Source organism: Acinetobacter entericus, assembly GCF_026168575.1.
Taxonomy (GTDB): Bacteria; Pseudomonadota; Gammaproteobacteria; order Pseudomonadales; family Moraxellaceae; genus Acinetobacter; species Acinetobacter bouvetii.
Map to the genome: position 1 here is coordinate 41,734 of NZ_JAPEQW010000012.1, position 13,078 is coordinate 54,811.

General features: G+C 40.6%; 9 protein-coding genes and 1 pseudogene. 5 read left to right on the forward strand and 5 right to left on the reverse strand.

What is annotated here, in order from left to right; translation table 11 throughout:
- Positions 1–110: 110 nt before the first annotated feature.
- Positions 111–998, reverse strand: coding sequence for an NAD(P)/FAD-dependent oxidoreductase (locus OKC24_RS10815; RefSeq protein WP_171458853.1), 888 nt, complete (start codon positions 996–998; stop codon positions 111–113).
- A 109-nt stretch (positions 999–1,107) separates the two neighbouring features.
- On the opposite strand from OKC24_RS10815, the gene OKC24_RS10820 reads away from it, so the two are divergent.
- Together OKC24_RS10820 and OKC24_RS10825 are read left to right on the forward strand one after the other, a co-directional pair.
- Positions 1,108–1,548, forward strand: coding sequence for an Rrf2 family transcriptional regulator (locus OKC24_RS10820; protein ID WP_131275672.1), 441 nt, complete (start codon positions 1,108–1,110; stop codon positions 1,546–1,548).
- A gap of 148 nt (positions 1,549–1,696) precedes the next feature.
- Complete coding sequence (locus OKC24_RS10825) at positions 1,697–2,365, forward strand: epoxyqueuosine reductase QueH (RefSeq protein ID WP_131275671.1); 669 nt, start codon at positions 1,697–1,699, stop codon at positions 2,363–2,365.
- A 10-nt stretch (positions 2,366–2,375) separates the two neighbouring features.
- Here OKC24_RS10825 and OKC24_RS10830 read toward each other — a convergent pair whose 3' ends face one another.
- The 4 genes from OKC24_RS10830 to OKC24_RS10845 all read right to left on the reverse strand — a co-directional run bounded on the left by OKC24_RS10830 (position 2,376) and on the right by OKC24_RS10845 (position 7,324).
- Entirely contained in the window at positions 2,376–3,770 is a 1,395-nt protein-coding gene (locus OKC24_RS10830) for a methylenetetrahydrofolate reductase C-terminal domain-containing protein (protein ID WP_131275795.1), read from the reverse strand.
- A gap of 271 nt (positions 3,771–4,041) precedes the next feature.
- Complete coding sequence (locus OKC24_RS10835; RefSeq protein ID WP_131275670.1) at positions 4,042–5,064, reverse strand: ABC transporter substrate-binding protein; 1,023 nt, start codon at positions 5,062–5,064, stop codon at positions 4,042–4,044.
- Entirely contained in the window at positions 5,061–6,872 is a 1,812-nt protein-coding gene (atzF, locus tag OKC24_RS10840; RefSeq protein WP_131275669.1) for an allophanate hydrolase, read from the reverse strand. Before atzF ends, OKC24_RS10835 begins: the two co-directional genes overlap by 4 nt.
- The gene (locus OKC24_RS10845; RefSeq protein ID WP_005009784.1) at positions 6,869–7,324 is read right to left on the reverse strand and encodes a CopG family ribbon-helix-helix protein; all 456 of its coding nucleotides are present in this window, start codon (positions 7,322–7,324) and stop codon (positions 6,869–6,871) included. The genes atzF and OKC24_RS10845 overlap by 4 nt, the downstream gene beginning before the upstream one ends.
- Before the next feature lie 429 nt (positions 7,325–7,753).
- Here OKC24_RS10845 and OKC24_RS10850 point away from each other — a divergent pair, with 429 nt between their 5' ends.
- The 3 genes and pseudogenes from OKC24_RS10850 to OKC24_RS10860 all read left to right on the forward strand — a co-directional run bounded on the left by OKC24_RS10850 (position 7,754) and on the right by OKC24_RS10860 (position 13,063).
- Entirely contained in the window at positions 7,754–8,845 is a 1,092-nt protein-coding gene (locus tag OKC24_RS10850; RefSeq protein WP_165381182.1) for a zinc-binding metallopeptidase family protein, read from the forward strand.
- 137 nt (positions 8,846–8,982) lie between these two features.
- Entirely contained in the window at positions 8,983–10,929 is a 1,947-nt protein-coding gene (locus tag OKC24_RS10855; protein ID WP_131275668.1) for an esterase/lipase family protein, read from the forward strand.
- A gap of 108 nt (positions 10,930–11,037) precedes the next feature.
- A pseudogene (locus OKC24_RS10860) lies at positions 11,038–13,063 on the forward strand (AAA family ATPase).
- Positions 13,064–13,078 lie beyond the last annotated feature (15 nt).

Sequence of the window (13,078 nt, forward strand, 5' to 3'; positions counted from 1 at the left end):
CAGTCATCAGCTATTCGCCTTGACACGTAATCAAACGATAGCTTTGCTCACAAAGCTATCGTTTTAAAATATTATGTGCGCGCTTAATGGCAGCAAATTTAAACTGAAATTTAAAAAATAAAAGATTTATGCGCCACAATCCCTGTCATCGCGCCATCACCTACAGATAATGCAACTGAACCGCCTGAACGGGTCACATCACCGCAAGCATAGATCCCTTTAATATTTGTTTCCTTGGCTGACGAAGTTTTAATGGCCTCGCCATATTCATTGCAGTCTATCTCTAAACCTAAATGCTGAATCCAGTTCGATTGCAAACGAGTAACGGTAGAAACAAATAAGCCATCTAATTGAATTCGTTCACCATCTGTAAGTACAACATCACAATGACCATCAATATGGTCTATTTTACGCGTTTCAATCTGAATTTGACGTTTTGAAAGCTTCGCTAATAACTCATCATCCAATTGATCTGCACTGATTGCATCATTTAAAAACAGCGTTGTATTGCCCCAATCCGGCAGCATCAATGCCATATGCAACGAATGCATACCTGACACCAACATGCCGATTTCACCTAAATCCAGTTCATAACCATCACAATATGGGCAATGATAAACAGATTGCCCCCAACGTTCGGCCAAACCCTCAACTTGAGGCAATTCGTCACGTACGCCAGTTGCAATAATCATTTTTTCTGCTCGAATTTGCTGATCACCTGCGATAACTGAATATTTGCCATCAACTGCCTTTACATCAGTAACAGTTTCAGCAAGCCATGAAATCGTTGAATACTTTTCTAACTGTGCCCTAGCATCTTCAGCAATTGCGCTGGGTGATCGGCCATCTTGTGTCAAAAAATTATGTGAATGTTCGGCAAAACGATTACGGCGTTGCCCTGCATCAATAATTAAAACACGGCGGCGTGCACGTGCTAAAGGTAAAGCAGCAGAAAGCCCTGCATAACTGCCGCCAATAATCACAACTTCATAGTTCATGTTCATAACATCAAATACGTAACTTTTAAAGTTACTATATCATTTAATATGCGTATAAGAAACTTTTAATGTTACAATATATCAATTGCCCCCAATAATCCATTTTCTCATGCGTAAAGACAGTAAACTTTCACGGATGCTGCATGTCCTGCTGCATATGGCACGTGAAAATAAGCCTTTCACTTCAGATCAGATTGCCGAAATGCTGGAAACAAATCCTGTTGTGGTGCGTAGAACCATGTCTGGCTTAAAAAAACATGGATTTGTTGATTCTGAAAAAGGCCCAGGTGGCGGCTGGAGTTTGATTAAACCCCTGCATGATATTTCACTGTATGATATTTACCTTGCTGTCGGTGAACCTTCTATTTTCGCCATTGGCAATGAAAATATGCAGCCAGACTGTCTGGTAGAACTGGTGGTCAATCGAGCGCTTGATCAAGCCTTTTTTGAGGCACAAAAGGTACTTATTAAGAACCTCAAAGCCACACAATTAAATCAATTGGCACATGATTTTCAAATTGAATGGAATCAGCAGATGAATGTGAAATAAAATAAATATATCTTAAAATTTGTTTCAACTTTAAGCCGCTGTACTGAATCTGACTCAGCTCAAACTTAGAAAAAATCAGCATATTCGAGATTTGAAATGTCCATGAATCGCTAAAATGTAAGGTTTAGATTTAAACCTTACGATTATTATGTCTAACAAACTTAAACGCCAGAACCTGACGCTCCCAACAGGCCATGACAAGCTTTTACTGCATTCTTGCTGTGCGCCCTGTTCTGGCGAAGTGATGGAAACTTTAATTGAATCTGGTATTGATTTTTCAATCTTTTTTTATAATCCCAATATCCATCCTGTTAAAGAATATGAAATCCGCAAAGAGGAAAATATCCGCTTTGCAGAAAAGCACAACATTCCGTTTATAGACTGTGACTACGACACAGACAACTGGTTTGAACGTGCTAAAGGCATGGAAAATGAACCTGAGAAAGGCATCCGATGCACCATGTGTTTTGATATGCGCTTTGAGCGTACGGCACTGTATGCGGCAGAACATGGTTTTAGCCTAATTAGCAGTTCATTGGGTATTTCACGCTGGAAAAATATGCAGCAGATTAATGACTGCGGTCATCGTTCAGCTTCACATTATGAGGGAATTACCTATTGGGACTATAACTGGCGTAAAAATGGCGGTGCGGTGCGCATGCTGGAGATCAGTAAAAAAGAAGAATTTTATCAGCAGGAATACTGCGGCTGTGTGTATTCACTGCGTGATACTAACCGCTGGCGCATGAGCCAAGGCCGTGACCGTATCAAACTTGGCGTAAAGTTTTATTCCAATGCGATGGATGAGGAAGATTAATCCCGTTCACTTAAGTTTCTGTCGCCAAATACCAATTTTTCCAAGAGCTGGTACCGCGCACCTCAATAGGTACAGCTGGAATCAGCTTTTCTTTTAATACCTGTGTTTGCTCTACCGCTTTGGCAATCCGCGCTTTCACGGAATGAATGCATTCACGGTCACCAAATTCACAGCGGTCCAGGCTTGTACCGCCGCATGGTCCATTGGCTAAACCTTTGGGGCATGTTTCTGGACAAATATATAAGGTATCGCCCAAACGGCACTGTCCGCAGCTTTCACAGCCTACAATTCCATGCTTACTGATATATTCGGTTTTCAGCAAAGTTTTGGCTGCCGGCCTGCGCTCCCAAAATGGTGAGTTGAAAATAAATCGTCCGATGCCTTTAGCAAAATTTGAATCAAACAATGCATCATGCATGAAATGCAATTGATGATATTTAATGAGTTGACTGGACGATGGCGGGCGTGAAAAACAACTCAATTCAGGCTGGAACTCCTTGCCGCTTTCTGCCTGCCATAACGCCTTCCACAGTTTTTCGAGCGCATTCAAATCCAAATTGCGATATTGCTCTACATAACTTTCCAGCAATGCCTGCTCTTTTGGCTTATGACAGGCAGATAAATCAATTCCAGCAAACCCCAGCTGTTTGCAGATTAATATCTGCAAAGCACAGCGTAGATACACACGCTCAGAAAGCCCTGCCTGCTGCTCTTCTTCTAAGACATTCAGCATATGCGGCGTAATGACGATACCCGCCACTTTATGTTTCAACATAAATTTAGCGCGAGCCAAACTAAGCGGCATCACGCATGCGAGGATTTTCTGAGCATAGTGATGCTGTGTTAAAAATGCCTGAGCCTGCTTGAACGCCTCAATGTCATAGCCCAATTGGGTAATGATAAAATCTGCGCCAGCTTTAATTTTTTTATGCAGTTTTAAATACTGTGCATCACGTTCAGCTTCAGTATATTTAAATGGATTAAATGCTACACCAATACAGAAACCGCCTGCTTTTTTCGCGGCCATGACGGCATTCACAGACTCTAAATAGCGGCTGCGTTCTGCTGTATTTTCCCCATTCTGATGCTCTTTGAGCTTATCACCTGTCAGCAATAGCAGATTTCTAATATTGGCAGCACGTGTTTGCTTTAAAAAAAATTCAAAATCCTGAATATCTCTGCCTTTACCGGCAAAATGCAGAACTTTTTCTACGTCTAAAGGATATCGCTTACTGGCTTCAAGTGGCGCCATATCATGGTCTGAATGCACACGGTCAGCTAAAGTCATCACTGCTGGATAACCTGCAAATTGCGTTTTTGCTGGAAAAATCTCGTTCAATGAAGTGAGATATTCAACCAAAATACAGAATTGGTTTTGCTGAAAATAGGAAGATAGCAAAGACATAAAGCGGTAAAAATCAAATATAAGCATCTAGAGGCCATGTATTATAGAACCAGCCCCGCATACATTCATATTGCTTTTTTATATTTTAATACTGCACTGATCATTTTTATTTGCGTTAACAAATTCTGCTGAGCAAGATCATAAAACTACAGTGCCCAATTACACTATTTACAGCATCAATTTTAAATATAACTGAAGTTCACCCGCTCAAAAATAGAAAAGCCCGATATGCATAGTGATATAACTTTTCTATTTTCGAGCTTCATAAAATTTATTTCACATCTTCAACTAAGACTGGATATATGGCGCCATCTACATCCATTTCTGTTTTATAAATGCCATTTTCAACATTAAATTTATTGACGCGATAACTTGAACCATAGATAGAGTCCAAACCAGTCCCTTTTTTAAAGACCTGTTTATTGGCTGCTAAATCCAGCAAATATGTACCGCCTATAAACTGCTCATATTGTGCTGGATCGACCCCAACACGTGCGGACATAATTTTTACTGCATCTGCATGTGTTGCTGGATCATTAATGTATTTAACGGTTTTATCCCAAACTTGAATGACCTTTTTCCATTCTTCTTTATTGGCGGCTAAATGCGTCATATTTACTGTAAGCGTATCGTAAATCAATCCAGGTTTATCTTTTGAGCTATAGATAATTTTTGAACCTGCTACAGCTTTCAGTGCCTGATTTGCCACAGGCTGCCAAACCGCAATAGCAGCAACATCAGGGCTTGCAAATACTTGCGGCAGCTCGTTAGTCATTGTATTTACAATTTTCACATCCTTTGCAGCAATCTTCGCATCTGCAAGCGCTGCAGACAGCAGCAAATGATCAACCAATCCTTTTTCAACGGCTATGCTTTTTCCTTTGAGATCACCAACACTGTTAATGCCTTGTTTAGCAATAATGACATCATTACCCGCAGAATAGTCAGTTGCCATAATCATGACACCTTTTGTACCGCCAGAAGCAGTAACGAGGTTATCACCATTACTCACAAGAACTGCATCTAACTGATTCGCAGCAAATGCAGACAGCGATGCTGAGTAGTCAAACCATTTAAAATCGACATTTAAGCCAGCTTCCTTTAACCAGCCTTTTTCAATAGCTACTTGCCATGCCACCCATCCAGGCCAATCACTATAGCCAATCGTAATTGGCTTTGAGGCTGCTGTGTTTTCAGTGTTAATATTTGGCTCAGGTATTTTGGCTGTGTTGTCACAGCCACTTAGAAATATAGCCGTAACGACTGATGAAGATAAAATTGCTTTTTTAATCATGACGCTATTTCCCCTATGCCAGAGCATTTGAATTTGGTATTGGTCGATTGAATAGATTGGATATACGCGCGCCAGCCGCCAAAATGGCTGATCTCCAAGGCATTTTCCAAGGCATAGCCTTCGCAAATAAAGCCTTTGACCCAGCTGCCGTCCGCCAGCTGCACATTGCCGATCCCTAAAGGTGCTGGAACTTCCGCCACAATATGACCGAAATTGGCGAAAGGAATCTCCCAAACTTCCACATCTATAGCTTGACCGCCTTTGCTGGCGCACTGCAGGCCCGGTTTGGGCGGTGCAGTGTTTTTCAAGGCATATAATTTGTAATTTGGTGCTGTTTTAGTGGCTTTGAGCAAGGTGCCGCAGCGTGCGCTTAATTGAAAATTTAATGGCATGCCTGACAAATGCGCGCCGACAACGGCTAATTTAACCGAGTGCTGTGAGCTTATGCCTATTGATTTTTCATAACCTTGGCTAGACCTGCCTAATGGCAAATTCACCGTTTTCTGCCAAGTTTGCGCAAAACTTGCTAAAGCCTGATCCATCCACGCAGGCGCTATAAATGTTACCCCTGTCGGCAAGCCATCCGCCCGAATGGCATTTGGCAGCGCAATAGCAGATAAATCAGCAAAATTCACAAAATTGGTATAAGCACCCATGTGGCTGTTTTTCGCTATCGGGTCAGCTTCAACCTCCGCGATGGTATAAATCGTCGGCGCCGTCGGCACCATTAAGGCATCAAAAGGCTCCAGCGCAAGGTTAATTTTTCGGGCCAAATCTGCACGCTCATATTCGGCCTGCATGGCATCGACAGCACTAAACTGATCCGCCTGTGCAATGATTTTTGCAATCACGGGATGGCAGTGTTCACGCGTCACTAGGCTTTCAACGGCAGCGGTGCGCTCGGCTACCCAGGATTTGCTGTACAAGGCTGAAGCCAATTGATTGAATACCGTAAAATCAATGGCTTCTACACTGTAACCTAATGCTTTTACACGTTCTACCGCAGCTGCAAATGCCTTTTCAGTTTCAGCATCGCCATAAAGTTCCAGCTGCGCAGGTATGGCAATTTTGCCTTTAGAAAAATGTGTCGGAACATTGGCTGGATGCTGCCGAGAGTATTCATCCGCTGCATCATAACCTTGCATCACCTGTGCAGTTTGCCATGCATCATCTGCACTTAAAGCAAAAATCGAAATCACATCAATCGTCCGGCAAGCTGGAATTAATCCTTTGGTCGAAAACCAGCCTTTGGTTGGCTTTAAACCCACAATATTGTTGTGTCCTGCCGGCACTCGGCCTGAGCCTGCAGTATCCGTTCCCAAACTAAACGGCACCACACCGTTTGCAACAGCCACTGAAGAACCTGAGCTTGAACCACCGCTGATATATTCAGGATTAAAACTGTTTTTCACTGCGCCAAATGGCGAACGCACACCAACAAGCCCTGTTGCAAACTGGTCTAAATTGGTTTTGCCTAATACAATTGCCCCAGCCGCTTTAAGTTTGACTACAACAGCTGCATCTGTTTCCGCTAAATACGCGGCTTCTTTACAGGCAGCGGTGGTGTGAAAACCAGCGACATCAATATTGTCTTTGACTGCAAAAGGTACGCCGTATAAAGGCAAATCTGCAGAAGGCTTTTCTGATAAAGCCTCAAACTGCGCCTGCAGCTGCGCTTCATCCGCAATTTCAATCCAAGCATGGTTATCGTTTTGAATGGATGCAGCATAGGCTTTTAAGTCTTGCAGCTGAATGCTGCCTGAAGCATAGGCCTGTTTCCAGTCTTGTATCGTCCATAGGTTTTTCACAGCTTCTGCTCCTTCAATGCTTCGTTTTGCGGAATTGGCGGCATGACGGCATTCATCAATTCCAAATGCCCTTTGGTCACACCTTTTAGGGCTATAAAGTGCTGGCTGATGGCTTTCAGCTCTGAACTGAGCCCTTGCAAGATCATGACCTCTAAAATTTTTTGATCATCCAGCTGAATGTGCAGTGAACTCACCACTTGTTCTAAAAATTGCTGCTGCAAATCTAAAAGCTGGATACGCAGCGCTGTAACGCTTGCGTCATACAGCAAAGTAAATGTGCCCACCATCACTGCGTTGCGCTGTTCCTGATCGGCAATCAAATGTTTATTGATCATGTCAACAATCGCCTGCGAACGGCTTTCGTAGTGCTGATCGACAATCTTCTGGTCCAGCGCATCGACTGTTGCTTCTGGCACGGTAATGCTGATCCGCGCCAATTTTTGTTTAGGCATGGCGCTTATCCTTTTTTGCTCTCTTGTTTGATATATAAGCCAGCGCGGGCGCTCAGCAGTTCAATAAAAAAAGCCTTAAACAATTGCAGGATTTTTGCTGAATTAGCATGGTTCATATGCATCTCCTGATTGAGTAATACAGAATGTTGATTTAGTAATATCAATAGAAATGCAGAATCTGTGCCAATCTGAAAACTGATCTTTCAGCTGAGTTCATGCTTATTTGAAATAAATTTGAGCAAAATATGTGCATGCTGCTGCCCATGAACGGGCATGCTGCACCAAGGAGGAATTTTTATAAAATAGCGCTAAAAACTATTACGATGAAAAATAAACTGCGCCGGATAACCAAGTGAAACGCTTTGCGCATACAGCATAACGAAAACATCATTTATACTGATGAAAAGTTTCCCTGCCATTTTGCCGCTTATGAAATATTTCAGATGCGCCGTATGCTCGAATCAAGTGTTTTTTGCCAATTCACACTGCGTGAAATGCCAAACAGCACTGGGCTACATTGCCTCTGAAAAAGACATGGGCTGCTTTACAAAGCACAGCGACACCTTGTGGCTCGCTTTAAATCATGAACTGCAGGACAAGCGCTATAAGCCCTGCTACAACTATCAGCATCATCAAGTGTGCAACTGGATGGTGCCTGCAAACAGTCACGAAATATACTGTGAATCGTGCTTGCTGACCCACACCATTCCCAACTTAGACAATCCAGATCATGTGGTGTACTGGGCACGCTTAGAGCACGCAAAGCGGCGGTTTCTCTATTTAATGCAGCGGCTGAATATTATGCCTCGCCCTAAACACAGCGATGATGACCGTTTGGGGCTGCGTTTTAATTTTCTCATGCCCACAGAAAACACTCCGGTGATGACAGGCCATGCCAACGGTGTGATTACACTGAATGCCAGTGAAGCTGATGTCATCTACCGTGAAACGACCCGCATTAAGATGGGTGAAAACTACCGCACGCTGCTCGGTCATTTCCGCCATGAAAGCGGTCATTATTATTTTGACCTGATGAAAGATGCACATCCTGAATTGATTGATGAATTCCGCACACTCTTTGGGGATGAACGCCAAGACTACAACGAAGCGCTGAAACGCCATTATGAAGACGGCGCGCCGCGCAATTGGGATGAATCCTTTGTCAGCTCTTATGCCAGCACGCATCCTTGGGAAGACTGGGCGGAAACATGGGCGCACTATCTGCACATGATGGATACCCTAGAAACGGCGTACCATGCAGGCTTGATGATTAAAACCGATAAAATGGGTTTAAATAATTTAGAACTGCATGAAAATCCAATTGGCGCTCAGGATTTTGATTTGCTGCTGCAGCATTGGTTAACACTGACATTTAACTTAAATGCATTAAACCGCAGTATGGGCTTAGAAGACGCCTATCCTTTTACCTTATCTGCTCCTGTATTAGAGAAACTTAGATTTATTCATCGTAAATTGCTGCATATTGCCTTTAATAATCAGCAGCGCATCCACACTGTTTAGCGTATAAACAAAAGCCAAGCTTGATGACATTTAAACTCACAGCCATTCATGCATACAACTTCATCTTTGATTCAACTCAGCTGAAGCTTTTATTTTCAAATTGATTAAAATAGCCCAAAGATTGATGAGCCTGTTTTATGCTGACTTCTGTACAAACCCGCCTGAGCCTGATTGCATTTTTTAGCCTCAGTGTGCTTTCTGGCTGCCAGCTGGTCAAATTGAAAGAAAATAAACTCAGCTCTTCTTTGCATAATAAAACGGACAATATTTTAACTGATCAGCGGCTCAGTTCATCCAGCTTGCAGTTACTGCAGCTCGTGAACGAAAACAGCCAAAGCTGCTTTCAACAGTTAGACAGCTGCATTTTAAAACTGCGCAGCAATGAAACTTTAGATGAAGACCAAGTTTATGCGGCTGCCAGTGAGCTGTATATGGCGCGGGCTTTAAACGCAGATAAAAATAAGCCCTGCGCGCAAGATTTAATACTGAACAGAAGCAAAAGAGATGCCATCAAGATTAAAGCCTGTTTAGACCAGCAGCTGTCTGATTTTGATTTAAGCCTGCGCTACAGTTATGTTTATTTATTTAAAATGCCGCAAGCGCCGGAATCACGCTTATTTGACTTGCGTCAGGGGCAAGTCCGAACTTTTTATAATGTAGCGCTTTCGCGCTTAATTACGGCTGCGCATAGGCGTTTCAATTTTAATGAGTTTCCTGAGCAGCTTTTGCTAGGCTCATCCATGTACAGCATCAACTTTCAGCACTATCCAGCGCTCGAACATGCTGAAATTGAAAAACTGCGTTCCAGCTATAATGATCATTTCTCTGGCTTAACTGTGATTAACCGTCAGGAAGGCATTGGTTCAGAATTTGCTGTCGTTAAGAAACGAAGCGATACTTTAAGTTCGCAATCCTTTATTTTAGACCCTGAACAATATTTTAAGCATAAGCCCAATCCCAATATTCATCCAGCACGATACCTTTCAGTGAGCGCTATTGCGGTGCCTAGCACGCAAAGCGGCATCGCTGACATTTTATCTGCGCAAGCGCCTATTCAAATTCAGCTATACAACCCAAATCAGTACAAAACTGCTGAAATTGAATCCCGTTTTTATACCTTGACTGCTAATTATTCTGCACCATATGGGCTGTGGCTGTCCGAAAATAAATTAGGTCAGTCCGGTTACTGGACCTTATTGAATAAAGATGAAAATCTGCGCATGCCGCATGTGTTTATGCTTGAACCTTATCAGCCGAATAAAAAAGTTATTGTGATGATTCACGGTTTGGCAAGCAGCCCAGAAACATGGATTTCATTAACCAATAATATTATGGGCGATGCAAAACTGCGTGAGCACTATCAAGTCTGGCAGGTATTCTATTCCACGAATATGCCTATTGCAGAAAGCCGTTTTCAAATCAATGCGCTATTAAAACAAGCATTTGAGCAAGTACAGCCCAATACACCCTCTGCACGGGATGCTGTTTTAATTGGCCACAGTATGGGCGGTATTATCAGCCGCCTGCTGGTGAGCGATGCTGATATCTCTGCACAGGCGATTCCATTGATGAACTATGAGCAAAATACGCAGCTGCAGCGAAATCCTATTATTCGTGAACGCTTTATTTTTAAGCCTTTGCAGCCGATAAGCCGTGTGATTTTTATTGCAGCGCCACATCACGGCACGGACTATGCCGACCGCTGGTTTACCAATTTGGCAAAAAAAATTGTGGTCCTGCCTTTAAGCTTTTTAAATGATGTCAATGTCCATATCCCGAATGCTAAAAATTCTACAGCAGGTTTGGTTAAATCTGGCCCAGCGGATTTAAGTCAAAAATCCCGGTTTATGCTGCTGACGTCGAATATCATGCCAAGTAAAGTCATTCCTTATCATTCAATTATGGGAAATCAAACTAAAAGTACAGATCTAAGCCAAATGTCAGATGGTATTGTTCCCTATACAAGTTCTCATTTAGAGGGTGCGGTGTCTGAAAAGGTTTTCCATGGTGGACATTCAATCCATGAGTCTCCAGATGCTATTTTGGAGTTGAGACGGATTCTGAGAGAACATTTGGATAATTAAGCGTTGCATTTATAAAGCTCAAATAGTTATTTCAATCTATGAATTTATAAATTATCTTTTAAAAGCAGTGTTTTACTGCTAAATTAGCTCCATATTTTTGGGGGCTTTATGACAGAAAAACTATATTATTGGGCTGAAAATTTAGAAAATTATAGTTCTGACAATGATGTTGAATATAATGAACTTATTGAAATAAAAAGACTGAATTTCTTTATAGGTAAAAATAATGCAGGAAAAAGTAGATTTCTTCGGGAAGCTTTTATCTCTCAACATGACCTTAAGACTTATAACTATATATCCCCCAATCATTCTTTAAGTGAGTTACAAACAACACTCATGTCTTGCCATTCTGGTTATATTGGTTTTAGTAATTCATACGGAGGAGACAACTATAATCAACTACATAAATTAATTAGGGATGTCATAACACCTGAACCTCAAAGGACACGGCTTGAATTTGTCAAAATACTTACAGAAAAAATCAACATGATTTTTCAATACTATGATCAAAATAATAAGCTAAAATTTAATGAAATAACCGAAAAATATCGTTTAGATTTAGAATCATTTTATAAAAACAATAATTTCAAGCATAAATTCTATATACCAATTCTACGTGGCATGCGTCCTGTCACAGAACAACAAAATAGACAGCCATACATCGAGCGTGCTCAAAAAGATTATTTTTCAGATACAGACAAATTCAACTCTAATAATATTATTACTGGTGAGTGCTTATACCATGAACTTAAAATTCATCTTTTAGGTGAACCTGAGCAACGTGAACTAATTAAAGATTATGAAGAAAAATTAAGTCAGTATTTTTTTGACAATGAGACTGTTTCACTTATACCTAAACATGATCAAGATGTTGTAAATATTAAAATTGGTAAAGATAAACAATTCCCAATTTCTCAATTAGGTGATGGCTTGCAACAAGCGATTATCTTAACTTATGAAGCTTATATAAAAAGTAAAAACAAAGAAGGAAATACAGAAACACATGCATTTTTTATAGAAGAACCTGAATTGCACATGCATGCAGGTATGGTTCGTCAATTGATGAATTTCTATTTAAACGAAACACCCCATTATTATTTCTTTACTACACATTCAAATCACTTACTTGATATGGCGGATGAATCAGATCAAGTGATGATTCAAAAATTTGTTAAGCAACCCAAAGCTGGTTCATCTAACAATTTTGATTTTAAAATTTATCGCTGTGATCGAGATCGTGACTTACTTGCCTCATTAGGTGTACGTCCTTCTTCTGTCTATTTGGCAAACTGTACAATTTGGGTGGAAGGTATTACAGATCGTTTATACATTACCAAATATATGAAAAAATATTTAGAGGTACTAAAACAAGAAGAAGCTTTGGAATTTGAAAGAAAAGCTAACAATTTACAATCATATAAATATCGATCTTCAGATATTCAAAGGTTAATGCCGAATTATCATTATACATTTGTGGAATATGCTGGTAGCAACCTAACGCATTGGGATTTTAGTGACGAATTTACTGATCATTTACATGATTGCGGTATGAATGCTCTCTTGACGTCTAGTAGTGTGTTTCTTATAGCTGATGGTGATATTAAAACTAAAAATAAAGGAATGAGAGCTACAAATTTAGAAGAAAAACTTGGAGAAAAATTTTTCCTTTTAGAATGTAAAGAAACTGAAAACACCCTGCCATCAAACATTATTTATCATACTTGTCGTATCAAATATTTAGGTTTGAATGATGCTCTTGAAAATGATGACGCAAAAAGAATTGCTCTTTCGAATCATCTATCCAAAGATGGTATGCAAGCAGATACAAAAGAAGGATTTAATATAATCTCTCTAATAGAGGATCAAGATTATTTTCATGAAAAAAAATGGTATCGGTAAAATTATTGACGATCAAATCAGAGTTGGTAATCCTAGAACCCCTGATGACAAGCCTAAAAAATGTTTTTCTGACCAATCAGGCACAATTAAAGAAAAACTCAAATTTTGCCGTCTAGTTTTAACGGTCATGGATCATATTGAATGGGAATTAACGGATTCTGCCAAGGAATTATGTGAAAAAATATTTAAACACATTATTTCTGAAAACCCACTACCAAATAAAAAGACCGCCTAAGCGATCTTTTTATTT

Excerpts from the sequence above, each read along its gene's own strand:
- OKC24_RS10830 (WP_131275795.1), bottom strand. The coding sequence starts at position 3,770 with ATGTCTTTGCTATCTTCCTATTTTCAGCAAAACCAATTCTGTATTTTG.
- OKC24_RS10835 (WP_131275670.1), bottom strand. The coding sequence starts at position 5,064 with ATGATTAAAAAAGCAATTTTATCTTCATCAGTCGTTACGGCTATATTT.
- OKC24_RS10820 (WP_131275672.1), top strand. The coding sequence starts at position 1,108 with ATGCGTAAAGACAGTAAACTTTCACGGATGCTGCATGTCCTGCTGCAT.
- OKC24_RS10825 (WP_131275671.1), top strand. The coding sequence starts at position 1,697 with ATGTCTAACAAACTTAAACGCCAGAACCTGACGCTCCCAACAGGCCAT.
- OKC24_RS10855 (WP_131275668.1), top strand. The coding sequence starts at position 8,983 with ATGCTGACTTCTGTACAAACCCGCCTGAGCCTGATTGCATTTTTTAGC.
- OKC24_RS10815 (WP_171458853.1), bottom strand. The coding sequence starts at position 998 with ATGAACTATGAAGTTGTGATTATTGGCGGCAGTTATGCAGGGCTTTCT.
- OKC24_RS10845 (WP_005009784.1), bottom strand. The coding sequence starts at position 7,324 with ATGCCTAAACAAAAATTGGCGCGGATCAGCATTACCGTGCCAGAAGCA.
- OKC24_RS10850 (WP_165381182.1), top strand. The coding sequence starts at position 7,754 with ATGAAATATTTCAGATGCGCCGTATGCTCGAATCAAGTGTTTTTTGCC.